This window comes from Streptomyces sp. NPDC043878, assembly GCF_056435735.1.
The window spans coordinates 195,893-217,877 of record NZ_JBWKDW010000004.1; the positions used below are offsets into that span (position 1 = coordinate 195,893).

A 21,985-nucleotide genomic window follows, 5' to 3' on the forward strand; every position below is an offset into this window, starting at 1 on the left:
GGGTCACTTCGTCGGGTGCGGACTCCTCTGGCGGGCGTTGAACTCGGCGACGTTGCGCCGGTGCTCCTCGTAGCTCGCCGTGAAACGGGTGTCGCCCGGTTTGACCGTGACGAAGTACAGCCAGTCGCCCGGAGCCGGATCGATCGTGGCGCGCATCGCCTCCTCGCCCGGGTTGTCGATCGGTGTGGGCGGCAGACCCATGCGCTGGTAGGAGTTGTAGGGGCTCTCGATCCGGGTGTCGTTGGCCGTCGTCCTCAGCGTGGCCCGGCTCAGCGCGTAGTTGATGGTGGAGTCCATCTGCAGCGGCATGCCGCGCTCCAGCCGGTTGAAGACGACCCGGGCCACCTTGCTCATGTCGGCCTTGGTGGCGGCCTCGGCCTGCACGATGCTCGCGATGGTGACCGCCTGGTAGACGTTCATCGCGTTGCGCTGCGCGCCGGCGGCGACCGGGGCGGCCCTGAACTTCTTGTTGGCGGTCTCGACCATGTACGACAGCAGGGACTCGGGAGTCGCCTTGTCGGCAAGGGGATAGGTCGCCGGGAACAGGTAGCCCTCGGGGTTGCCCTCGGCGTCGTTCGGCAGCTTCAGCGCGGCTCTCGGGAGTGACCTCTCCGTGGTGCCGGCGGGCAGTGCGAGGGCCTTGTCGACGGCTTCGTAGACCTGACCCGCACGCCAGCCCTCCGGAATCACGAGTGAGGCGGGCCTGGCGTCCCGGTCACTGTCGATGCTCAGCAGCGGCACCGCCACGGCGGTGCCGGCCACGACGGCCCCGGTCGCGATGAGAGCGAGCCGGCCCCGCCGTGTCAGTCGGGTCGTCTTCCGTGGCGGAATGTTGATCTGCATGCGGGCACGGTAACCCGCATATCATTCCAAACCCGGCATATCGTCAGTTTGTCGGCTCCAATCGGGCATCCCCGCGGACCAGCGCCGCGTACCGGCCGTCCCGCTCCAGCAACTCCTCGTGCGTGCCCCGTTCGGCCACCTGCCCCGCGTCCAGGACCACGATCTGGTCGGCGTCGCGGACGGTGGACAGACGGTGCGCGATGGTGAGCGTGGTCCGGTCGGCGGACAGCGCGTCGATGGCCTCCTGCACGGCGACCTCGGTACGCGTGTCCAGGGCGCTGGTCGCCTCGTCCAGGATCAGCACCGGCGGATCGCGCAGGATCGTGCGGGCGATGGCCAGGCGCTGCTTCTCCCCGCCGGAGAACCGGTGGCCGCGCTCGCCGACGACGGTGTCGTAACCGTCGGGCAGGGAGACGATGTGGTCGTGTATCTGGGCCGCCTTCGCGGCCTCCCACAACTCCTCGTCGGTGGCGTCCGGCTTGGCGAAGCGCAGGTTCTCGGCGATCGAGGCATGGAAGAGGTACGTCTCCTGGGAGACGACGCCGACCGCGCGGGCGAGCGTGTCGAAGTCGAGGTCGCGCACGTCGACCCCGTCGAGGGTGACACGTCCCCCGGTCACGTCGTACAGCCGCGGCACGAGATAGCCGAGCGTCGACTTGCCGGCGCCGGTCGGGCCGACCACCGCGAGGCCGGAGCCCGCCGGCACGTCGATGTCGACGCCGTCGAGGATCGGGCCGCTCTTGTCGTCATAGTGGAATGAGACCTTCTCGAAGCGGACCTCGCCCTTGACCTGGTCGAGGTGGACGGGCCGCTCCCGTTCGGTGATGTCGACGGGCAGGTCCAGGTACTCGAAGATGCGCTGGAAGAGCGCGAGCGAGGTCTGGATCTGGACACCGGTCGACAGCAGGCTGACGGCCGGGCGGAACAGTCCCTGCTGGAGCGAGACGAAGGCCACGATGGTGCCGATCGAGACGTCCGGGCCGCCCATCTGGAGCGCGAGGCCCGCGGTCCAGTAGATGACGGCCGGCATGGCGGCCATCACGACGGTGATCACGGCCATCCGCCAGCGGCCGGCCATGTTCGAGCGCACCTCCAGGTCGACCAGACCCTCCGACTCCTCGGAGAAGGACCGCGTGAGCGAGTCCGAGCGCCCCATGGTGCGGCCGAGCAGGATGCCGCTGACGGAGAGCGACTCGGTGACCGTCGCCGCCATCGCCGCCATCTGCTTCTGGCGCTGGGTGGTGATCTTCTTCCGCTCGTTGCCGACCCGGCGGCTGATCCACACGAACGCCGGCAGCAGGAGCAGCGAGACCACGGTCAGACGCCAGTCCAGGGCCAGCATCGCGATGATCGTGGCGACCACGCTGGTGACGTTGGAGACCAGGGAGGTGGCCGTCGAGGTGACGGTCGCCTGCATGCCGCCGATGTCGTTGGCGATGCGGGACTGCACCTCACCGGTGCGGGTGCGGGTGAAGAAGGCGAGCGACATGCGTTGCAGCCGGCCGTAGACGGCGGTGCGCAGGTCGTGCATGACGCGCTGGCCGACCGTGGTGGAGATGAGGGTCTGCAGCACACCGAACACGCTGGTGAGGACGGCGCTGACGATCATGCCGAGGGCCAGCAGACTGAGCAGACCGGTGCGGCCCTGCGGAATGGCGACGTCGAGGGTCTCCCTCAGCAGGAACGGGGTCGCCACGGTGACCAGGGACGAGGCGCCGACCAGCAGGCCGACGACGGTGAGCTTGGCGCGGTAGGGCTTGAAGAGCTTCAGGATGCGGCGCACCTGCCGAGGCTGGTCGGTCGAGGTGCCGGGAGACGGGGTCCAGTTGATGTCGTCGCGGGGCATGGCTCCTACGGATGGTGAGAGGGTGAGGACGGACGGAGCATAGCTCATTGTTACCTATGCTCACAATGAACTAGGTCCTGATATTGTTCCCGCATGAGCTCCCCCGATTCCGACGGCCTGCTCGCCGATCGACTGCTGCGGCTCACCCGCCGGGTGCACCGCATCCAGAAGCATCATCTGGAGCAGCGCGGGCTGGGCATCACCCCGGCCCAGGCCCGGCTCCTGCGCACCCTGGCGCACTGTGACGCGCCGCCCCGGATGGCCGACCTCGCCGAGCGCCTGGAAGTGGTGCCGCGCGCCGTGACGACTCTGGTCGACGGCCTGGAGGCGAGCGGCAAGGCGCGCCGGGTCCCCGATCCGACCAACCGCCGGGTGATCCGCATCGAGCTCACTGACGACGGACACGAGGCCCTGCGGGAGCTGCGCGGCGCACGCCGGGCCGCCGCGGAGGAGATCCTCGCCCCCCTCACGGACGAGCAGCGCGAGATGCTCGGCAGCCTGCTGGACACGCTGGTGGACGGGGCCCCCGAGCGGGGGTGGCGGTGCTGAGGGGCGGGGTGGCGGTGCTGAGGGGGGGTGGCCGGTGCTGAGGGGTGGCGGGTGGCGGGAGCGGGGAGCGGGGAGCGGGGAGCGTCCGGTGATGTGACGCTCCTGGGGCGCGAGGTCACGTGTGGGACGCGCGGGGCCGACACGGTCTCGCCGCCAGTACCCTCTTCGCCCGTTCGACGTCCAGCGCGCCCTCCCGGCGGGAGACGCGAGGACCGCGACGCAGCCGCCGAGCAGGCTGGTGACGACGGGCGTCGAGTCCATGATGCGGTCCACGCCGAGCAGCGGGGCGACGGCGCCGGCGGGACGCGCGAGACCGTCGCGTCGCGGCCGAGTGCGTCGCGGCCGAGTGCGTCACGCGGCGCCTGACGCGTCACACACCCCGCGCCTCAGCAGCCGCCGCGATCCTCGGTGAGCACCCCCTGAACGGTCGTCAGGGACCGGTCGTAGCAGCCCTTCGAGCCGTACGACCGGTAGCGCTCGCTCGTCGTGGCCACCGCGTGCCGCTGGTCCCGCGGCACGCCCACGGTGAACGTCGCGTCCCCCGTGTAGGTGTCGTCGAACCGCGACCACGCGGTCCGCCGGCCGCCGCGCGCCTCGGTGACAGCGGCACGGTCGCCGAGGGTCAGTACCGTGCGCAGCCGGTCGTCCGCCCCTGTCGTCGTCGTGCCGTCCACGGTGTACGTCCGGTGGGTGCGGGTCGTGTGCGCCGGCCCGCGCCCGTCGACACGCACCCACTCGTCGTCCGTCCAGGCCGCGTCGAGGCCGTCCGTGTCCTCGCCGTCGGTCCAGCGGTGCGCGGACGTGTCGCGCAGCGTCCGGCCGACGGTCGTCGTGACCCTGCCGTGCGAGGTGTCGACGTATCCCGCGACGGTGAACCGGTGACCGCCCTCGGTGTCCACCCGCTGCTCCGAACCGGGCGTGTAGGTGGAGGAGTTGGTGAGGTCGCCGACCCGGTGCGCGGTGAGCTCGCCGGTGACGTGGGCGCGCCTGTCGTCCTGCCAGACGAGCACGTTCACGGGAGTGCTCCAGCCGCTGTGCCCCTGCGGGACGCCGACGACGGAGACCTCCACACGGTGCGGCCGGCCGTCGTTGAGGATTCCGGCGAAGGGCGTCAGGTCGTACGCGACCGGCTTGACGTCGAAGGCGCGCGGGCCCGGGACGACGTACCAGAGGAAGGGGTTGGACCAGCCGCCGGTCCACACGGTCGGGAACGGCGCGGCGATTCCGGCGAGTTGACCGTCGACCGTGATCTGCACCTCGCGGTAGGGGCCGCCGTCGGTCTGGCAGGAGTACGGGGCGGAGTCCGGCACCGCCAGGTACCAGTACTCCTCGCACCCGCCGCCCGATCCGGTGGCGTACACCTCGGCGACGATGCGCTCGCTGTTGCGCGGGGTGGTGAGGGTCGTGCCGTCGGCTCCGTCCGCGAGCGTGAGGACGCGGTCGGGGGTTCGCGCCGCGTCGGGTCCGCCCGGGTGGAACGTCAGGGTGACCTTGACGTCGATGACGCCCGTGTACGTGTCGTCGACGACGTTCCCGATCAGCATGTCGACATCCTGGCCGCGGCGGAACGTGTCGCTGTAGCGCGTGACGTCCTTCTCCACGGACCACTCGACACCGTCGGGCGAGGGCTCCGGCGTCGACGTGCGGAAGACCTCGACCCCGCCGACGTGCACATAGCCCAGCCGGTCGAACTGGCGCCCCTTGACCTTGCCGTCCAGCCGCAGCACGACCTTGCTCCAGCGGTCACCGCAGCCCTCCGGCGGTGCGTACGTCCCCCGGTACGGGGTGAAGTCCCGGAACCGCGCCTGCGCCAGGGTGACGCGGCAGGACCTGCCGGCGGGCTTGGTGACCGGTGGGGCGGCGGTGAGGGGATCGTGCCAGTCGGACCCGAACTCGGCCGGGATGCCGGCGGATCGGGCTTGCGCGTCCCGGGGCTGGGGCCGAGCGGTGGCGAGGCGGGCGTGGGCGTTCTGGGAGTACGCCCGGACGTCGGCGGCCTGCGCCGGAGCGCTTCCGAGGAGGGTGCTCGCCAGCAAGGTCGCTCCGGCGAGCATGGACATGATAATCCGTCTGGTCATGGCCGGTGTTCTACGGAAGGACGGCCCACTCCGCAATGCGGCCCTCCGCGGAAGGCAGCCGCAACACCCCTGTCTCCTTCATGACGTGAGAGTGTCCCGGTCCCCCATCACCACCACGGGACGCAGGACGGGGTCGAGGGTGCGCAGCAGGTGTCTCATCGCGGTTTCGGACAAACTGACACAGGCCGACGTACCGCTGCCATGGTCCATGTGCAGCCAGATCCCGCCACCCCTCGACGGGCCCTCGGGGCGGGTCGGGTCGTTCGGCGGAGTGCCCTTGACCCGGTTGTAGTCGATAGCGATCACATAGTCGAAGTCGTGCCGGTACGCCTTGGCCCACTGACGGGGAGCGGCGAAGGCCGACGACCGCGTGTACGGAAGCCTTGACCCGGGGTCCGCGAGCACGCCGCCCGCGTCGGTGAGGGTGAACACGCCGACCGGACTGCGCCGGTCGCCCTCGCGATGGTCGGTCGTCCAGCCCTTCCTCCCGTTGTGGGCGGCCCAACCGTGGCCGCCCTCCCAACCGGAGCCGTGCTTCACATACAGCACGACGCTGGCTCGGGCGGAGTCGCGGCCCTCGCCGTACACCGCCACGACCTGACGTGACTCGGCGGGGATCCGCCGCCGCAACCGGTCGCCCAGGCCCGGGATACGGGACGGAGCGGTCACAGCTGGACGTGCTTCGGCCGCGACGGCGGATGTCGGGCGGGCGGTGGCGGCTACGCCCCGGGCCCCCCGGCCCCCGCCGTCCGCGGGGCGGGTGGCGCCGCACGCGGTCACCAGCGCCAGGGCCGTCAGCGGCGCGAGGACCGGCAGGACCCTCGCCGCGAGGCTGTCGGGCATCCGGAGAAGGGGACTGCGGGCCGACGTGCTTCGTGTGCCGTTACCGTGCATGACGGAATCGTCGCACCAAGTGACAGCGGGTCGAGCCGTGTTCCGGACATCCGGCCCGGGAAGGGTGGTGCGCGGAGGCCCCGCGACGGGCTTCCCGGAAGCTTCCGATTGTGTGCCGTGCCGAGGAAAACCGTTTGCTTTCGACCAGGGCGCGACGCGAACCTTTCACGGTTTGCTGCCGCGCTCCGCGCCTCCTCCCGCCCCCTGACACGAGCCACTGGGACGCCATGAAGATCCAAGACCTTCCGTATCCCGACCCGGGCGTGCCGGACGCGCGCTCAGGTGCCCGGTTCCTGTGGTGGCTCGGCCGCAACCAGCTGGGCGGACAACTCCAGGCGCTGGCCTGGGGACTGCTGCACTTCGGGTCCGTCTCGGCGCTGCCGTTCTGCGTCGGCCTCGCCGTCCAGGCAGCCGTCGACCGTTCGGGAGCGGACCTGGCGCGCGCGGGCGGCCTGCTCGCGGTGTGCTGCGCCGGCAACGCGATCGGCGACACGTTCCTGCACCGGGCCGCGGTCACCAACTGGATCACGGCGGCCGCCCGGGTGCAGCAACTGCTGGCCCGCAAGGCCGCCCAGCTCGGCTCGGCACTGACCCGGCGGGTCGCCGCCGGAGAGGTCGTCGCCGTCTCCACCGGGGACGTGGAGAAGATCGGCTGGTTCGTGGAGGCCGTCTCCCGGTTCACCGCCGCGGCGGTGACCGTCGTGCTGGTGTGTGTGGCCCTCGTGGTCTACCAGCCGGCCCTGGGCGTGGTCGTCGCCGTGGGCCTGCCCGTCCTGGCACTCGCCGTCCTGCCGCTGCTGCCCCGCGCGACCCGGCGGGCCGACCTCCAGCGCGAGAAGTCGGGCCGCGCCACCGAGCTGGCCTCGGACACGGTCGCCGGGCTGCGCGTCCTGCGCGGCATCGGGGGCGAGGAACTCTTCCTCGACCGCTACCGCCGCGCCTCCCAGGACGTCCGCCACGCCGCTGTGCGCAGCGCCCGCATGTGGTCCCTGATCTCCGCGATCCAGGTGCTGCTGCCGGGCCTGCTGCTGATCACGGTCGTCTGGTACGGCGTGCAGTTGGCCCGGCAGGGCCGCATCAGCGTCGGTGAACTGGTCACCGTCTACAGCTCGGTGATGGTCCTCACCTACCCGTTGCGCCACTTCGAGGAGATCGCCATGGCGTACTCCTTCTCGCGTCCCTCGGCCAGACGGGCCGCGGGAGTGCTCGCGCTGGAGCGGGTCACGGACACCGGCGGGTCGCGCACGGCCGGCCTGCCCTCAGGAGATCTGTACGACCCCGGCACCGGTCTGCTGGCCCCCGCCGGACAGTTCACCGCCGTGGTGTGCGGCGACCCCGACGCGGCGGGCCGGCTGGCCGAGCGGCTCGGCGGGCACCCCCCGGAGCGGGGCACACCGGTCCTGCTGGGCGGTGTCCCGCTGGACGAGTTGCCGCTCGACTCCGCGCGTGCGGCCGTTCTCGTCCAGGACAAGGACCCGGTGCTGCTCTCCGGCTCGCTGCGGGACCTGCTGGACGTGCCCGCCTCGGGTGACGTCGAGGCGCGGTCGGCGCTGGCGGCGGCACAGTGCGCGGACGTCCTGGCGGCGCTCGTGCAGGGATCGCTGAAGGCCGAGGACCCGCTGGACGCCCGGATCACCGAGCGCGGCCGCTCCCTGTCCGGCGGACAGCGGCAGCGGCTCGCCCTGGCCCGCTCCCTGTTCACCGACCCCGACGTCCTCGTCCTGGACGAGCCGACCTCCGCCGTCGACTCGCACACGGAGGCCCGGATCGCCGAGGGCGTGAAGGAACTGCGGGCGGGACGCACCACCGTGGTCCTCACTTCCTCACCGCTGCTGCTGGACCGCGCCGACCGGGTCGTCCTCGTCCACGACGGCGAGGTCACAGCGGTGGGCACGCATCGCGACCTGGTGCGCGACGAGCCCCGGTACCGGGCGGTGGTGACCCGCGAGACCGACGAGGAAGCCGGCCCCGCCACACCCGTCGGCACCGGGACACCGCTGCACGACGTCCTCGACGACCTCCAGGATCTGGACGACCTCGAAGACCTGGACGCCATGGATGACCTCGACGACCGCGACGACCGCGACGACCGCGACGACAGGAACGTCAGGGACAGTCTCGGCGGGATGGACGGACTGGACGGAGTGCGCCGGACCGGCGAACTGGAAGAGATCGAGGAGAAGGCATGATCGGCATGGCGCCACCGGCGTACGACCCGGCGGCCCCGACGACGGCGAACACCCTGCCCGTCGGAGCGGCCGCGACCGTACGCGCCTACGTGGTCGAGCTGTTCAGGCGGCACCGCCGCGCCTTCCTCCTCCTGATCACCGTCAACACCGTCTCCGTGATCGCCTCGATGGCGGGTCCCTACCTGCTGGGCGGGCTCGTGGAGCGCGTGTCGGACCGGGCCCCGGAACTCCGTCTCGGGCTCACCACCACCCTGTTCGTACTCGCCCTCGGCATCCAGGCGGTGTTCGTACGGGAGGTACGTCTGCGCGGAGCGACCCTCGGCGAACGGATGCTGGCCGACCTGCGCGAGGACTTCCTCGTACGGTCGGTCGGCCTGCCCCCGGGGGTCCTGGAGCGGGCCGGGACGGGCGACCTCCTGTCCCGGATCACGACGGACATCGACCGCCTCGGCAACGCCATGCGCGAGGCCGTGCCCCAACTCGCCATCAGCGTGGTGTGGGTGGCCCTGCTCCTGGGCGGCCTGGTCGTCACCGCGCCGCCGCTGGCCGGCGCGGTGCTGCTGGCCCTGCCCCTGCTGGTGATCGGCTGCCGCTGGTACTTCCGCCGGGCACCGTCCGCCTACCGGGCCGAAGCCGCCGGATACGCCGCCGTGGCCGCGGCCCTCGCGGAGACCGTGGACGCGGGGCGCACCGTCGAGGCGCACCGACTCGGCGCCCGCCGCATCGCGCTGTCGGACCGGCGAGTGCGGGAGTGGACCGCGTGGGAGCGCTACACGCTGTGGCTGCGCTCGGTGCTCTTCCCGGTCATCAACGTGACCCATGTGACGGTCCTCGCCTCGGTCCTCATGGTCGGCGGCGTCCTCGTGCTGCACGGCTGGCTCGGGGTCGGCCAGCTGACGACGGGCGCGCTGATCGCCCAGATGCTCATCGACCCGGTCGGCCTGATCCTGCGCTGGTACGACGAGCTCCAGGTGGCCCAGGTGTCGCTGGCCCGACTGGTCGGCGTCCGCGACATCGAGCCGGACGCCGGAGAGGACACCCTGGCGCCCGACGGACGGGACGTGCACGCGGACCGGGTGCACTTCGGTTACGTCGAGGGCGTCGACGTGCTGCGCAAGGTGTCCCTGGAGGTCGCACCCGGTACCCGGCTGGCCCTGGTCGGCCCCTCGGGGGCGGGCAAGTCCACCCTCGGCAGGCTGCTCGCCGGGATCTACGCGCCCCGGGACGGCCGGATCACCCTCGGCGGCGCCGAACTGTCCCGGATGCCCGCCGAACGCGTCCGCGAACACGTCGCCCTCGTCAACCAGGAGCACCACGTCTTCGTCGGCTCCCTGCGTGACAACCTCCTGCTCGCGCTCCCCCACGCCCGGCTGCCCGCGCCCGGGCAGGACCCCGGCGACGCGGTCGACGCCGAGCTGTGGGCCGCTCTCGGCGCGGTGGACGCCGACGGGTGGGCGCGCGCCCTCGTCGCCGGACTGGACACCGAGGTCGGCTCGGGCGGGCTGGTGCTCACCCCGGCCCAGGCGCAGCAGATCGCGTTGGCCCGGCTGGTCCTGGCCGACCCGCACACACTGGTCCTGGACGAGGCGACCTCCCTGCTGGACCCGCGCGCGGCACGCCACCTGGAACGGTCCCTGGCCCGGGTCCTCGAGGGCCGCACCGTGGTCGCGATCGCCCACCGGCTGCACACCGCCCACGACGCGGACGTCATCGCCGTCGTCGAGGAGGGCCGGATCAGCGAGCTGGGCAGCCACGACGAGCTGGTCTCCGCGGACGGCGCGTACGCGGCGCTGTGGCGGTCCTGGCACGGCTGAGCGTCGTGCCTGCCGCGGCCGGTCTCCCGGAGGGGGCGGTGTCGGGGCGGTGCGACCGATCGACCCGGCCGGTCGCACCCCGCGCCGGTCCCGGCCCGGACCTGCGCCGTTGCCTCGTTCCCGGGCCGGACCGGGAACGTCCGGCCCCCGTCCCGGGTCCGTGCCGTTGCGCGGGTGCGACGTGGGATGGAAGGCTGGGCAACGGCACCGGCTCGGGGAGCGCCCGCGAACCTTGTGGTCCGCAGACGGGCGCGGCGAGTGCCCCGACGGCCTGCGACCCCCCGCCGACCGTGAGGCGAACGGGCTCGTCCCCACCACCTGGAGGTATCCGTGAACAGCGCCGACGGATGGGGAGACGACGTCTACCAACCCGACGGATCCGAGATCCAGGACGACGCCGGGCTGCTCGACGCGGAGGACACCCTCGACAACGACGGGGTGGACGATCCCCTCGACCGCGGCTGGTCCCCTCCGGAAAGACCGTGGGCGGTCGAGCGCACGGACGTGACGGCCGCGGAGCGCCTGCATGGCGAGACGCTGGACCAGCGCCTGGCCGAGGAGCTGCCGGACCTCCCGGGATACGACGGCGACGGAATCGGTGACTCGGACGGCACCGACGGGGAACTCCTGGACAACGAGGTCGGCGCACGCCGCTCCGGCCGGCTCGTGGCACCCAACGAAGGAGCCCACGAGGACGAAGAGAGCGCGCTGGTCGCCACCGACGTGGGCATCGACGGTGCGGCCGCGTCGGCGGAGGAGGCCGCGATGCACATCGTGGACGAGGACTCCCTGTCCGGCTGACCCCTTCGCCCGCCGTGAGCCGCCCGCCCCACCGAGGCCGTACCCGCCGTACAAGGAGCACTCATGCAGCAGGACAAGCAGCCCGACTACCACCCGGTCGTCTTCCGCGACCGCGCCGCCGGCTACGCCTTCCTCACCCGGTCCACCGCGAGCAGCGACCGGACCATCGAATGGGACGACGGCGAGACATACCCCGTCGTGGACGTGGAGATCTCCTCGGAGAGCCACCCCTTCTACACCGGCAAGGCACGGACGGTGGACACGGAGGGCCGCATCGCCCAGTTCGAGCGCAGGTACGGCAGCGGTACGGGACAGGGCTCCGGCCAGGACGGCCCGGCCTGAGGGAGCCCGGACCCTCAGATGAAGTTCAGGGCCGCCGCACAGCCCACGCCCCCGAGCAGCATGAACACGGGCATCAGCACCTTGAGCTCCACCCAGCTGCCCGCCCGGAACCGCATGACCCTGGGCGGCCCGATCGGGTACCAGCGCTTGCGGCCCACCGGGATCGGCCACAGAACCGGGCAGCCGGAGACGGTGAGCGCGTCCCCGATGTCGTGCACCAGCGCGCCGAGGACGACCGGCAGTCCCAGCCACAGATAGGCCTGGTCCGGCTCCGTGAACAGCCACTGCGAGCCGTTGCCCGGCTTGTCCAGGACACCCGCGAGGATCCACGCGCTGGTCGCGGCCAGCAGCCAGACCAGGACGTCGCTGCTGGAACCGCGCGCCGCCCGCCACAGCAGGCCCTCGATGGCCAGCACCAAGTGCACGAAGAGGATCGCCAGCACCGCCCAGCGGCCGCCGGTGATCGCCGCGACCGAGGTGCCCGCGCCGATCAGCACGGCCCACAGCCAGGTGTGCGTGAGCGTACGGTGACCACCCGAGCGACGGGGGTCGCCCTGCTTCCTGGTGCTCTTGTAGACGGCATAGGAGAGCTTGTCGACGACCCCGCACAATCCCCGGGACAGCGGCCCGAAGGCCCGGGAGATGGTGGCCGCCTTGTGGTCGAGGTCCGGGGCCAGAGCGGCTCCGGCGCAGATCAGAGCGCCGATCAGAAGGACCGGCCAGGGCATGGTGTGCCCCGCGGCGGCGGCCGCCGCACCGACGCCCAGCCAGGCCGCGGCGCCCGACAGTGAGTGTGCTGGTCCCATCATCGCGGTTCGCCGCCCCATTCCTCGTGTGCCGCTGTCCAGTTGACCGGGTGCGCTGACGCTCCGTCGGCGACACAGCGTAGCGTTCGCGATCTTCGGACGAGCATCCGATTCCCCCATTGGGCAGGAGGGCAGGCAAGATGGGTCCGTGACCCTCATCGATCAACTGCCGCCGACCGCCGACCCCGATGCCCTCTACGAAGCCTTCGAGTCGTGGGCTCGGGAGCGCGGTCTGACGCTCTACTCCCACCAGGAGGAGGCGCTGATCGACGTGGTGTCCGGTGCGAACGTGATCGTGTCGACACCCACCGGCTCCGGCAAGAGCATGATCGCGGCAGGCGCCCACTTCGCGGCGCTGGCCCGGGACGAGGTCACCTTCTACACGGCGCCGATCAAGGCACTCGTCTCGGAGAAGTTCTTCGAGCTGTGCAAGATCTTCGGCACCGAGAACGTCGGCATGCTGACCGGCGACGCGTCGGTCAACGCGGACGCGCCCGTCATCTGCTGCACCGCCGAGGTCCTCGCCTCGATCGCGCTGCGCGACGGCAAGCACGCGGACGTGGGCCAGGTCGTCATGGACGAGTTCCACTTCTACGCGGAGGCGGACCGCGGCTGGGCCTGGCAGATCCCGATCCTGGAGCTGCCCCAGGCCCAGTTCATCCTGATGTCGGCCACGCTCGGCGACGTCTCGATGTTCGAGGAGGACCTCACCCGGCGCACCGGCCGCCCGACGTCGGTGGTCCGCTCGGCGACCCGTCCCGTCCCGCTGTCCTACGAATACCGGCTCTCTCCGCTCACGGAGACGCTGACCGAGCTGCTGGAGACCCGGCAGGCTCCCGTGTACATCGTGCACTTCACGCAGGCGCAGGCCGTGGAGCGGGCGCAGGCGCTGATGAGCATCAACATGTGCACGCGCGAGGAGAAGGACAAGATCGCCGACCTGATCGGCAACTTCCGCTTCACCACCAAGTTCGGCAGCAACCTCTCCCGCTACGTGCGGCACGGCATCGGCGTCCACCACGCCGGCATGCTGCCGAAGTACCGGCGCCTGGTGGAGAAGCTCGCGCAGGCCGGGCTGCTGAAGGTCATCTGCGGCACGGACACGCTGGGTGTGGGAGTCAACGTCCCCATCCGCACCGTCCTGTTCACGGCCCTGACCAAGTACGACGGCAACCGGGTACGGACGCTGCGGGCCCGGGAGTTCCACCAGATCGCGGGCCGGGCGGGACGGGCCGGCTTCGACACGGCGGGCTTCGTCGTCGCCCAGGCCCCCGAGCACGTCATCGAGAACGAGAAGTCGCTCGCGAAGGCGGGCGACGACCCGAAGAAGCGCCGGAAGGTCGTCCGCAAGAAGGCGCCGGAGGGCTTCGTCGGCTGGACGGACAGCACCTTCGAGAAGCTCATCGGCTCCGACCCGGAACCGCTGACCTCCCGCTTCCGGGTGACGCACACCATGCTGCTGTCGGTGATCGCCCGCCCCGGCAACGCCTTCGACGCGATGCGGCACCTCATGGAGGACAACCACGAGCCGCGCAAGGCGCAACTGCGGCACATCCGGCGCGCGATCGCCATCTACCGCTCGCTGCTGGACGGCGGCATCGTGGAGAAGCTGGACGAGCCGGACGCCGAGGGCCGTATCGTCCGCCTGACGGTCGACCTCCAGCAGGACTTCGCGCTGAACCAGCCGCTGTCCACCTTCGCACTGGCCGCGTTCGAACTCCTCGACCCCGAATCGCCGTCCTACGCGCTGGACATGGTCTCCGTCGTGGAGTCGACGCTGGACGACCCCCGGCAGATCCTCGCCGCCCAGCAGAACAAGGCGCGGGGCGAGGCCGTGGCCGCGATGAAGGCGGACGGCGTCGAGTACGAGGAGCGCATGGAGCGCCTCCAGGACGTCACCTACCCCAAACCCATGGAAGAGCTCCTCTTCCACGCGTACGACACCTACCGCAAGAGCCACCCCTGGGTCGGCGACCATCCGCTGTCCCCGAAGTCCGTCGTCCGTGACATGTACGAACGGGCGCTCACCTTCACCGAGTTGGTCTCCGTCTACGAGCTGGCCCGCACCGAGGGCATCGTGCTGCGGTACCTGGCCGGCGCCTACAAGGCCCTCGACCACACCGTCCCCGACGACATCAAGTCCGAGGACCTGCAGGATCTGATCGAGTGGCTCGGCGAGACGGTGCGCCAGGTCGACTCCAGCCTGCTGGACGAGTGGGAGCAGCTCGCCAACCCCGAGGTGATGACGGCGGAGGAGGCCCAGGAGAAGGCCGACCAGGTCAAGCCGGTCACCGCCAACGCGCGTGCCTTCCGGGTCCTCGTGCGCAACGCCATGTTCCGGCGCGTGGAGCTCGCCGCCCTCGACCAGGTCGGACAGCTCGGCGAGCTGGACGCCGAGTCCGGCTGGGACGCCGACGCCTGGGGCGAGGCCATGGACAGATACTGGGACGAGTACGACGACCTCGGCACCGGTCCCGACGCCCGCGGCCCCAAGCTGCTCCTGATCGAGGAGGAGCCGCAGAACAGTCTGTGGCGCGTTCGCCAGGTCTTCGCCGACCCGAACGGCGACCACGACTGGGGTATCAGCGCGGAGGTGGACCTCACGGCCTCCGACGCCGAGGGCCGTGCGATCGTCCGCATCACCGATGTCGGCCAGCTGTGAGCACAGGAGAAGCGCACCCATGACGAACCCGGCCGAGAGGCTTGTCGACCTGCTCGACCTCGAGCAGATCGAGGTCAACATCTTCCGCGGTCCGAGCCCGCAGGAGTCCATCCAGCGGGTCTTCGGGGGGCAGGTGGCGGGCCAGGCACTGGTGGCCGCCGGCCGCACCACCGAGGGCGACCGACCGGTGCACTCACTGCACGCGTACTTCCTCCGCCCGGGCCGCCCGGGGGTGCCGATCGTGTACCAGGTGGAGCGTGTACGGGACGGCCGGTCGTTCACCACGCGCCGGGTCACCGCCGTGCAGCAGGGCCGCACGATCTTCAATCTCACCGCCTCCTTCCACAAGCCTGAGCAGGGGAGTTTCGAGCACCAGTTGCCGCCGGCCCGGAAGGTCCCGGACCCCGAGTCCCTGCCGACGGTCACCGACGAGATCCGGGAGCACCTGGGTGCGCTCCCGGAGCAGCTGGAGCGCATGGCCCGCCGCCAGCCCTTCGACATCCGCTACGTCGACCGGCTGCGCTGGACCGTCGACGAGGTCAAGGACGCCGAGCCGCGCAGCGCCGTGTGGATGCGCGCGGTCGGACCGCTGGGCGACGACCCGCTCGTGCACACCTGCGCGTTGACCTACGCCAGTGACATGACGCTGCTGGACGCGGTCCGTATCCCGGTCGAACCGCTGTGGGGGCCGCGCGGTTTCGACATGGCCTCGCTGGACCACGCCATGTGGTTCCACCGGCCGTTCCGCGCGGACGAGTGGTTCCTGTACGACCAGGAGTCGCCGATCGCGACAGGCGGACGGGGCCTGGCCCGCGGGCGGATCTACGACACCGAGGGCCGCCTGCTCGTGTCCGTCGTCCAGGAAGGGCTGTTCCGGGCGCTGTAGGTCACGGGCTTCCTGGACGAGCCCGGCTCAGCGGGCCACCGCCTCACGTCGGCTGCCGCGACGAAGCCGCTCCAGCAGGCCCACCGGCCGCCGCTTCACCTGTGACTGCGGCTTGGGCTTCGGCTTCGGCTTCGGCTGCGCATTCAGCCTCGGCTGCGGTGACGGTTTGCGTCGCTCCCCCGCGGGCGCGGCAGGCGTCCGCGCCGGGATGCCTGGGTCTGGTGCGGGATGTGGCGCGGGCCGCCACTCGCGTGCCTCCTCCAGTGCGCTGGTGAGATCGGCCCGTAGCCACGCGATCTCGTCCGGGTCGTCCGCCGTCATGATCTGGTCGGCGACGGACGCGGCGGGCGAGCCCGGTGACCCGTGCGCCGGCGGTGTCGGCCGCAACCGGTCGAGCCGGGACCGTTCGCCGGGGTCCTCGACGATCTCCGCGACCTCCGCCGGGTCGAGCAGGGAGGCGACGACCGCGGCCCGCGCCCAGGGTTCGTCGGTGCGGCGGAGACTCAGGCCCAGGTGGCGGCCGCGCCAGTTGCGGGGGCGCAGGTCGAGGCCCGCCTCGAGTTGGTCCCGGAGGCCTTCGGGGATGCGCCCGGTGAGCAGCGGGGCGTTCTTCTCGTCGGTCGCGAACCGTCGCAGTTCCTCGGCCGGGTAGAGCCAGACGACGGCTCGGTACCGGTTGAGGTAGAAGTGCACGGGCACGATCAGCCCCAGGCGTGCGAGGCGCGTGAACCTGGGGATGCTCACCTGCATCAAGGCGGCCCCCTCGGCCGTGCCCACGGCCTCGACGGACCTGCGCAGCGCCTCGGGGAAGCCCTCCTCGGCCCGCAGCCGGTCGATCTCGCCCCTGGCCACGCGCCGGCCCCCACCTCCGTCGTCCGGGACGGTCCGGATGCGTCCGAGGTGCACGGCTACGTCGAACTCGGTTCGCTTGAGGGCCAGTTCACGAGCCGCTCGCCCCGGGGTGAGGGTGCCGCCGCGCGCCCCGGCTGTGGCACTGCCTTCGTGCGGGACGCTTGCTTCGTGCGAGACGCTTGCTTCGTGCGTGGTGATGTCTGCATGCGTGACGGCGCTACCGGACATGGTCGTCTCCCCCGTGGAGTGTGGGTGGCCGGCGCCGTGTGCGCCCGCCTCGGAAAAACCGTAGCCGGTTCGGCGAATCGTGTGGCGGCCTGTGGATAACTCCCCGGAGACAAGAATAACTGCAGGTCAGAGGTCGTTCGTCGAGCTGCGCTCTGGATGCCGCGCGTCCACTGCGAGGTGCTCGCCGACGCGGTTGACGAGCAGTGTCATCTCGTAGCCGATCTGGCCGATGTCTGCCTCCGCGCCACTGAGCACGCACAGGCAGCTGCCGGTTCCCGCCGCGGTCACGAACAGCACCGCGTCGTCGAACTCGATCATCGTCTGCCGTACGCGGCCCGCGCCGAAGTGGCGTCCCGAGCCCTTGGCGAGGCTGTGCAGGCCGGAGGAGACGGCGGCGAGGTGTTCCGCGTCCTCGCGGCGCAGCCCCGTGCTCGAGCCCGCCACCAGCCCGTCGTTGGACAGCACCAGGGCGTGCCGTACGTGTTCGACGCGCTCTGTCAGGTCGTCCAGCAACCAGCCAAGTCCTTGGCTCTGCGCCATGATCCCGTCTCCCCGTGTGACGACTCCTCCCGGCCGGAGGATGTGCGGCCAGCCTTCCCCACGACTGGCCACCGGGCAAGGAGGACGGGCGCACGGCACGGAAGATGACCGAGGAGGGAGAGGCGGGCTCATTCGCCGCATCGCACCGGCATCGGGAGCCCGGCGATCGTTCGGGCTGGTGGGAGCCCCTCGATGGCGCCGATCCGGTGGCTACTCGACGGCAACGAAGCGGAGTTCAGCACTTCCGGGGTCACCGGGAAAGGGCGCGATCCGGCCTGCGACGGCCGGATCGCGCCCTGTCGTGGAAGACGACGAGGCCACCCCGAAGGGGGCCGAGCACCCGGGGTTCACCCGGTCAGCCGACCGAGTCGAGCAGCCGGGCGGTGTGCATCCGTCCGGCGTACTCGACCAGGCGGATCAGGACCTCCTTGCCCGAGTCGCGGTCACGGGCGTCACACAGGACCACGGGCGTTCCCCGGTCGAGGTCGAGGGCCTTCGACACGTCCTGGGAGCCGTAGGACCGGGCGCCCGTGAAGCAGTTGACGGCCACCACGAACGGAATGCGCCGGTGCTCGAAGTAGTCCACCGCGGGGAAGCAGTCCTCCAGGCGACGGGTGTCGGCGAGGACCACGGCGCCGAGGGCGCCCTGCGACAACTCGTCCCACAGGAACCAGAACCGGTCCTGCCCGGGCGTACCGAAGAGGTAGAGGGAGAGGCCGGAGCGGATGGTGATGCGGCCGAAGTCCATCGCGACGGTCGTGGTGACCTTCTGGTCCACGCCGTCGGTGTCGTCCACCAACTGGCCCGCCTCGCTCAGCAGTTCCTCGGTGCGCAGCGGCCTGATCTCACTGACGGCGCCCACCAGGGTGGTCTTGCCCACGCCGAATCCACCGGCGACGAGGATCTTCAGTGCCAGGGCGGCCGTGTCGCCGTCCGCGGCGTCGGAGTGCTCGGAGTGCTCGGAGTGCTCGGAGACCATCGATCACTTCTCTCGGGAGTGCCGGCAACGGTCGACGTCCGTACGGGGCCGCGCACCGGCGGAACGTCCGCGCGCGGCCCGGCTGTGTGTACGCGAAGTCAGCATCATGACAACTGCGCCCCGCCCGCGGTGAGTACGACCGCAAATTGCCCGATGTGACCGAGTCGTATCCCTTGTGTTTCCCGGCGGGTGCGCGACTCGGCGCCAAACGGGCCGGGGTGGTCGTGAACGTGCATCTACAGGGCCCGTAGCCCTTCGATCACCTCACGCAGAATCCGTTCGTCGGGCAGTTGTGCGGGGGGCACCGGGCGGCTCACGGTGACGCGGCCGCCTTCCAGCAGGTCGCCGAGGAGCACCCGGACCACGCCGACGGGCAGGTCCGCGCCGGCGGCGAGTTCCGCGACGGACTGCGTCTCCGTGCGGCACAGGTCGAGCAGAGCCCGGTGCTCGGGCCCGAGCGCGGTGTCCTCCCCGCTTCCGCCCGCGTCCAGTGTGACGAGGGCGATCAGGTCGAACCGCGCCCCCGAGGGGCCGGGTTGGGTACGGCCGCCCGTCATCGCGTACGGACGGACCAAGGGGCCGGCCTCGTTGTCGTACCACTGACTGCCCGGCTCGCGCGGCACGTTGCTCATGCCCTCGGTCATGTCTGCGGACCGCCTTCCGCGTCAGCCGGCGGCGGGCGGCCGCGCGCCGATCCGCGGCGCGGTGTACAGGTGCTCACCCACGCGTTTGACCAGCCGCGCCATCTCGTAGGCGACCAGACCGATGTCGGCGGTCACAGCGGTGAGGACGGCGAGGCAGGAGCCGTCGCCGGCGGCGGCCACGAAGAGGAAACCGTCGTCCATCTCCACCATGGTCTGGCGCACACCGCCCGCACCGAAGTGGCGCCCGGCGCCCTTGGCCAGACTGTGGAAGCCGGAGGCCACCGCGGCGAGATGTTCCGCGTCCTCGCGTTCGAGGTCGGTCGAGGCGCCCACGGCCAGTCCGTCATTGGACAGCACCACGGCGTGCCGTACCTCCCGTACGCGCAGCACGAGGTCGTCCAGCAGCCAGTCCAGTTCGCCGGACGGCTGCGCGGCTCTCATGCTCGGGTCCTGGATCACTCGCGATCTCCTTCACTGCTGTCTGTGCCGGCCGGGAAGTCCGGGGCGGCGGCGCGGCCAGGCCGTCTTCCGCCGCCACGCGTCCAGCCGTCGCGGTACGCCGTCATGCGGTCCCTCACCAGTTCCGGGGTACGCGCGTCGTCACCGCGCGAGGGGGTTGCGTCGGCCGGTTCCTCCGCGCGCCGCTTCCGCAGCTGGGGAGCCAGGCTGGCCTGCCGGACCCGGCGCGGGAGGTCCTCGGACTCCCGGGGTTCGCCGGCGTCGTCCGGCGGGCGATGCAGTCGCAAGGTGGTGACTCCGGGAGGTGGGGTGTCGCCGGTGGTCCTGGCCGCGGCGGCCGCGGGTGCCACCAGCGCGGGCCGGCCGGCGGACGCAGGGACGGGCTCGTGCACCCGTTCCGCGCGTGGCACGCGCGCGTGGTCGTGGTCCGCGAACCGCTCCGCGTCGGCCGTCCGGCGGGTGGAACGCTCCGGGGGGCCGGCGTGCAGCAGCGCGGTGGGCAGCAGGACGACGGCTGTGGTGCCGCCGTAGGGAGAGGTGCGCAGGTGCACTTTGATGCCGTGCCGGGCCGCGAGCCTGCTGACCACGAACAGGCCGAGCCGGTCGCTGTCGAAGAGGTCGAGTGCCTCGGACTGCTCGATGCGCCGGTTGGCGTCGGCGAGGGTCTCCTTGCCCATGCCCAGGCCCCGGTCCTCCACCTCGACGGCGTAGCCGTTGCCGACGGGCTCGCCGGTGACGCGCACCCGGGTGTGGGGCGGGGAGAACTGTGCCGCGTTCTCGATGATCTCGGCCAGGAGGTGGGTGAGGTCGGCGACGGCGGCGCCGAGGACGGACGCGTCGGGCAGTTGCCGTACCTCCACGCGCGCGTAGTCCTCGACTTCGGAAACCGCGGCGCGCACGACGTCGGTCAGGGAGACCGGCACGCGCCAGGCCCGACCGGGGGCCGCTCCGGAGAGGATGATCAGGCTTTCCGCGTGGCGCCGCATCCGCGTGGTGAGGTGGTCGAGCCGGAACAGGTCACTGAGCTCGTTCGGGTCGTCGGAGCGACGTTCCATGCTGTCGAGCAGGCCCAGTTGGCGGTGCACGAGGATCTGGCTGCGCCGCGCGAGGTTGACGAAGACCCCGGAGATGCCGCCGGCGAGTTCGGCGCGCTCGACCGCCGCCCGCAGCGCGGCGCGGTGCACGGTGCCCAGGGCCTCGGCGACCTGCCCGGCCTCGTCCTCCGCGGGCGGCCCGGGCGGGGCCTCCGCCCTTACGTCGATCTCCTCACCCGCGCGCAGTCTCCCCATGGCTTCGGGGAGCTTGCGCCGGGCGATCTCCAGCGCGCTGTCGCGCAGGGCGACCAGTTCGATGACCAGACCCCGGCCGATGCGCACCGAGATGACGAGAGACGCCGCGACGGCGAGGAGGCCGAAGAAGACCGCGGCGCCCGCCGGGGTGAGCAGACCCCGGGTGAACGGGTCGGCCCGGTCGGCGACCCCGCTGCCCGCGTCCGCCTCGATGGTCCGCATGCCGTCCCGCACGGCTGCGTGAGCGCTGTTCCAGGCGGCCTCTGGTGCCGCCGCGAGGGCACGCGTGCCCGGGGTTCCGGCGAGGACCCTGTCCTCCGACGTGGTCACGGCCGTGTAGGCGTCGCCCACGGCGAGCGTCTGCCAGGCTGTCCGTTCGGGGCCGCGCAGGTCGGCGACGGCGGCCTCGGTGAAGGCGCGGCGCGTGTCGACGGCGCCGGTGAACAGCCGCAGCCGCTCGCCGGAGAGACCCCCGGTCAGTCGCGCGCCCGACAGCACGGCGTTCTCCTGGGCCAGTGCCTCGCCCGCGCGGGAGAACTCCAGCAGCACGCGCGCGTCGGACCCGAGTTCGGCGTCCTGGATACCAGTGAGGGCGCCACCCACCCCGAAGGCGGACGCGATCGCCGTCGTGTACCGCCCGTAGGTCTCACGCCATCCCACGCGGCGCTGCAGCACCGCGGCGCGCAGCGGGCCCAGTCGCTCGGCTCCGGTGACGAAAGCCTCCAGGCGCCGGGCCACCCCGGCGGGTGCCTCGCCGCCGTCGGCGATGGTGGTGTCGTCGCCGAGCCGCAGTCCCGCCACCGCCCGGTCGGTGTCGCGCGCCAGCCTTCTGAGGTCCTCGCCGCGGACGGCTGAGGGGTCGGTGGCACGGCGTACCGCGGCCTCGCGCTCGGCCTGGAGGGCGGCCACGGTGTGCGCGACGGGCGAGCGGATCTCGGCGTCCACACGCTGCAACTGACGCAGCCGGGACACGTCCTGGGCCGTGCTGACGGTGGCGAACGCCCACAGGGCCAGCAGCGAGACGACCGGCACCATCAGCAGACAGACGATCTTGGCTCGGACGGTACGCGGCCGTATCCGCCAGTGCCCCACGCGCGCGGGTATGTCGTCGGGCGACGCGTCCAGGGGGTCGTCCGGCATTTCGTCGGCCGGTGGTCCGGCGTGCGCGCGGCGGCCGCGCACCGGTGGCGACGACGGTGTCTGGCCGCCTGCTGTGGGGGTCCTACGCGGTGTACGCATGGCCTCCTCGCTCGGAAGTGGGTCGGGGACGTGCCGTCGGAGCCG

18 protein-coding genes and 1 pseudogene are annotated in these 21,985 nt (G+C 71.7%); 7 read left to right on the forward strand and 12 right to left on the reverse strand.

Annotated elements, in window-relative coordinates; translation table 11 throughout:
- Nucleotides 1–3: 3 nt before the first annotated feature.
- Entirely contained in the window at nt 4–843 is an 840-nt protein-coding gene (mltG, locus tag AC07AZ_RS08595; RefSeq protein ID WP_478845201.1) for an endolytic transglycosylase MltG, read from the reverse strand.
- Between the two features lie 43 nt (nt 844–886).
- A complete protein-coding gene (locus AC07AZ_RS08600; protein WP_478845203.1) occupies nt 887–2,689 on the reverse strand; it encodes an ABC transporter ATP-binding protein in 1,803 nt (600 codons plus the stop codon).
- A gap of 93 nt (nt 2,690–2,782) precedes the next feature.
- On the opposite strand from AC07AZ_RS08600, the gene AC07AZ_RS08605 reads away from it, so the two are divergent.
- Nucleotides 2,783–3,238 (forward strand): MarR family winged helix-turn-helix transcriptional regulator, encoded by a 456-nt coding sequence (locus tag AC07AZ_RS08605; protein WP_478845205.1) that lies wholly within the window; start codon nt 2,783–2,785, stop codon nt 3,236–3,238.
- Nucleotides 3,239–3,392: 154 nt separating this feature from the next.
- On the opposite strand, the pseudogene AC07AZ_RS08610 reads toward AC07AZ_RS08605, so the two are convergent.
- From AC07AZ_RS08610 to AC07AZ_RS08620, 3 genes and pseudogenes are all read right to left on the reverse strand, one after another.
- Nucleotides 3,393–3,541, reverse strand: a pseudogene (locus AC07AZ_RS08610) (C4-dicarboxylate transporter DctA); the annotation flags it as partial.
- Between the two features lie 83 nt (nt 3,542–3,624).
- Complete coding sequence (locus AC07AZ_RS08615) at nt 3,625–5,316, reverse strand: peptide-N4-asparagine amidase (RefSeq protein WP_478845207.1); 1,692 nt, start codon at nt 5,314–5,316, stop codon at nt 3,625–3,627.
- Nucleotides 5,317–5,394: 78 nt separating this feature from the next.
- Nucleotides 5,395–6,159, reverse strand: a complete 765-nt coding sequence (locus AC07AZ_RS08620; RefSeq protein ID WP_478845209.1) for a hypothetical protein — start codon at nt 6,157–6,159, stop codon at nt 5,395–5,397.
- A gap of 278 nt (nt 6,160–6,437) precedes the next feature.
- Here AC07AZ_RS08620 and AC07AZ_RS08625 point away from each other — a divergent pair, with 278 nt between their 5' ends.
- The 4 genes from AC07AZ_RS08625 (at nt 6,438) to AC07AZ_RS08640 (ending at nt 11,356) form a co-directional block, all read left to right on the forward strand.
- Entirely contained in the window at nt 6,438–8,399 is a 1,962-nt protein-coding gene (locus AC07AZ_RS08625; RefSeq protein ID WP_478845211.1) for an ABC transporter ATP-binding protein, read from the forward strand.
- Nucleotides 8,396–10,213, forward strand: coding sequence for an ABC transporter ATP-binding protein (locus tag AC07AZ_RS08630; RefSeq protein ID WP_478845213.1), 1,818 nt, complete (start codon nt 8,396–8,398; stop codon nt 10,211–10,213). The genes AC07AZ_RS08625 and AC07AZ_RS08630 overlap by 4 nt, the downstream gene beginning before the upstream one ends.
- Before the next feature lie 330 nt (nt 10,214–10,543).
- Complete coding sequence (locus AC07AZ_RS08635) at nt 10,544–11,014, forward strand: DUF5709 domain-containing protein (protein WP_478845215.1); 471 nt, start codon at nt 10,544–10,546, stop codon at nt 11,012–11,014.
- A 63-nt stretch (nt 11,015–11,077) separates the two neighbouring features.
- Complete coding sequence (locus AC07AZ_RS08640; RefSeq protein ID WP_478845217.1) at nt 11,078–11,356, forward strand: type B 50S ribosomal protein L31; 279 nt, start codon at nt 11,078–11,080, stop codon at nt 11,354–11,356.
- 14 nt (nt 11,357–11,370) lie between these two features.
- On the opposite strand, the gene AC07AZ_RS08645 is transcribed toward AC07AZ_RS08640, so the two are convergent.
- Complete coding sequence (locus AC07AZ_RS08645) at nt 11,371–12,165, reverse strand: metal-dependent hydrolase (RefSeq protein WP_478845219.1); 795 nt, start codon at nt 12,163–12,165, stop codon at nt 11,371–11,373.
- 145 nt (nt 12,166–12,310) lie between these two features.
- Here AC07AZ_RS08645 and AC07AZ_RS08650 point away from each other — a divergent pair, with 145 nt between their 5' ends.
- Together AC07AZ_RS08650 and AC07AZ_RS08655 are read left to right on the forward strand one after the other, a co-directional pair.
- The gene (locus tag AC07AZ_RS08650; RefSeq protein ID WP_478845221.1) at nt 12,311–14,824 is read left to right on the forward strand and encodes a DEAD/DEAH box helicase; all 2,514 of its coding nucleotides are present in this window, start codon (nt 12,311–12,313) and stop codon (nt 14,822–14,824) included.
- Nucleotides 14,825–14,843: 19 nt separating this feature from the next.
- Nucleotides 14,844–15,710, forward strand: a complete 867-nt coding sequence (locus AC07AZ_RS08655) for an acyl-CoA thioesterase (RefSeq protein ID WP_478845223.1) — start codon at nt 14,844–14,846, stop codon at nt 15,708–15,710.
- Between the two features lie 27 nt (nt 15,711–15,737).
- On the opposite strand, the gene AC07AZ_RS08660 is transcribed toward AC07AZ_RS08655, so the two are convergent.
- The 6 genes from AC07AZ_RS08660 to AC07AZ_RS08685 form a co-directional block, all read right to left on the reverse strand.
- Nucleotides 15,738–16,790: a DUF6397 family protein gene (locus AC07AZ_RS08660; RefSeq protein WP_478845225.1), complete on the reverse strand. Its 1,053-nt coding sequence runs from the start codon at nt 16,788–16,790 to the stop codon at nt 15,738–15,740.
- Nucleotides 16,791–16,916: 126 nt separating this feature from the next.
- Nucleotides 16,917–17,330, reverse strand: a complete 414-nt coding sequence (locus tag AC07AZ_RS08665) for a roadblock/LC7 domain-containing protein (protein WP_478845227.1) — start codon at nt 17,328–17,330, stop codon at nt 16,917–16,919.
- Nucleotides 17,331–17,685: 355 nt separating this feature from the next.
- A complete protein-coding gene (locus AC07AZ_RS08670) occupies nt 17,686–18,309 on the reverse strand; it encodes a GTP-binding protein (protein ID WP_478845229.1) in 624 nt (207 codons plus the stop codon).
- A gap of 236 nt (nt 18,310–18,545) precedes the next feature.
- Nucleotides 18,546–18,953, reverse strand: a complete 408-nt coding sequence (locus AC07AZ_RS08675; protein WP_478845231.1) for a DUF742 domain-containing protein — start codon at nt 18,951–18,953, stop codon at nt 18,546–18,548.
- 21 nt (nt 18,954–18,974) lie between these two features.
- On the reverse strand, nt 18,975–19,412 hold the full coding sequence (locus AC07AZ_RS08680) for a roadblock/LC7 domain-containing protein (protein ID WP_478845233.1): 438 nt from the start codon (nt 19,410–19,412) through the stop codon (nt 18,975–18,977).
- Nucleotides 19,409–21,940 carry a sensor histidine kinase gene (locus tag AC07AZ_RS08685; protein WP_478845235.1) on the reverse strand — a complete coding sequence of 844 codons (2,532 nt, stop codon included), beginning with the start codon at nt 21,938–21,940 and terminating at the stop codon, nt 19,409–19,411. The genes AC07AZ_RS08680 and AC07AZ_RS08685 overlap by 4 nt, the downstream gene beginning before the upstream one ends.
- Nucleotides 21,941–21,985 lie beyond the last annotated feature (45 nt).

What these genes read in the sequence shown, in the direction of transcription:
- mltG (WP_478845201.1), bottom strand. Translation starts at nt 843, where the DNA reads ATGCAGATCAACATTCCGCCACGGAAGACGACCCGACTGACACGGCGG.
- AC07AZ_RS08600 (WP_478845203.1), bottom strand. Translation starts at nt 2,689, where the DNA reads ATGCCCCGCGACGACATCAACTGGACCCCGTCTCCCGGCACCTCGACC.
- AC07AZ_RS08605 (WP_478845205.1), top strand. Translation starts at nt 2,783, where the DNA reads ATGAGCTCCCCCGATTCCGACGGCCTGCTCGCCGATCGACTGCTGCGG.
- AC07AZ_RS08615 (WP_478845207.1), bottom strand. Translation starts at nt 5,316, where the DNA reads ATGACCAGACGGATTATCATGTCCATGCTCGCCGGAGCGACCTTGCTG.
- AC07AZ_RS08620 (WP_478845209.1), bottom strand. Translation starts at nt 6,159, where the DNA reads ATGCCCGACAGCCTCGCGGCGAGGGTCCTGCCGGTCCTCGCGCCGCTG.
- AC07AZ_RS08625 (WP_478845211.1), top strand. Translation starts at nt 6,438, where the DNA reads ATGAAGATCCAAGACCTTCCGTATCCCGACCCGGGCGTGCCGGACGCG.
- AC07AZ_RS08630 (WP_478845213.1), top strand. Translation starts at nt 8,396, where the DNA reads ATGATCGGCATGGCGCCACCGGCGTACGACCCGGCGGCCCCGACGACG.
- AC07AZ_RS08640 (WP_478845217.1), top strand. Translation starts at nt 11,078, where the DNA reads ATGCAGCAGGACAAGCAGCCCGACTACCACCCGGTCGTCTTCCGCGAC.
- AC07AZ_RS08645 (WP_478845219.1), bottom strand. Translation starts at nt 12,165, where the DNA reads ATGATGGGACCAGCACACTCACTGTCGGGCGCCGCGGCCTGGCTGGGC.
- AC07AZ_RS08655 (WP_478845223.1), top strand. Translation starts at nt 14,844, where the DNA reads ATGACGAACCCGGCCGAGAGGCTTGTCGACCTGCTCGACCTCGAGCAG.
- AC07AZ_RS08660 (WP_478845225.1), bottom strand. Translation starts at nt 16,790, where the DNA reads ATGTCCGGTAGCGCCGTCACGCATGCAGACATCACCACGCACGAAGCA.
- AC07AZ_RS08665 (WP_478845227.1), bottom strand. Translation starts at nt 17,330, where the DNA reads ATGGCGCAGAGCCAAGGACTTGGCTGGTTGCTGGACGACCTGACAGAG.
- AC07AZ_RS08670 (WP_478845229.1), bottom strand. Translation starts at nt 18,309, where the DNA reads ATGGTCTCCGAGCACTCCGAGCACTCCGAGCACTCCGACGCCGCGGAC.
- AC07AZ_RS08675 (WP_478845231.1), bottom strand. Translation starts at nt 18,953, where the DNA reads ATGACCGAGGGCATGAGCAACGTGCCGCGCGAGCCGGGCAGTCAGTGG.
- AC07AZ_RS08685 (WP_478845235.1), bottom strand. Translation starts at nt 21,940, where the DNA reads ATGCGTACACCGCGTAGGACCCCCACAGCAGGCGGCCAGACACCGTCG.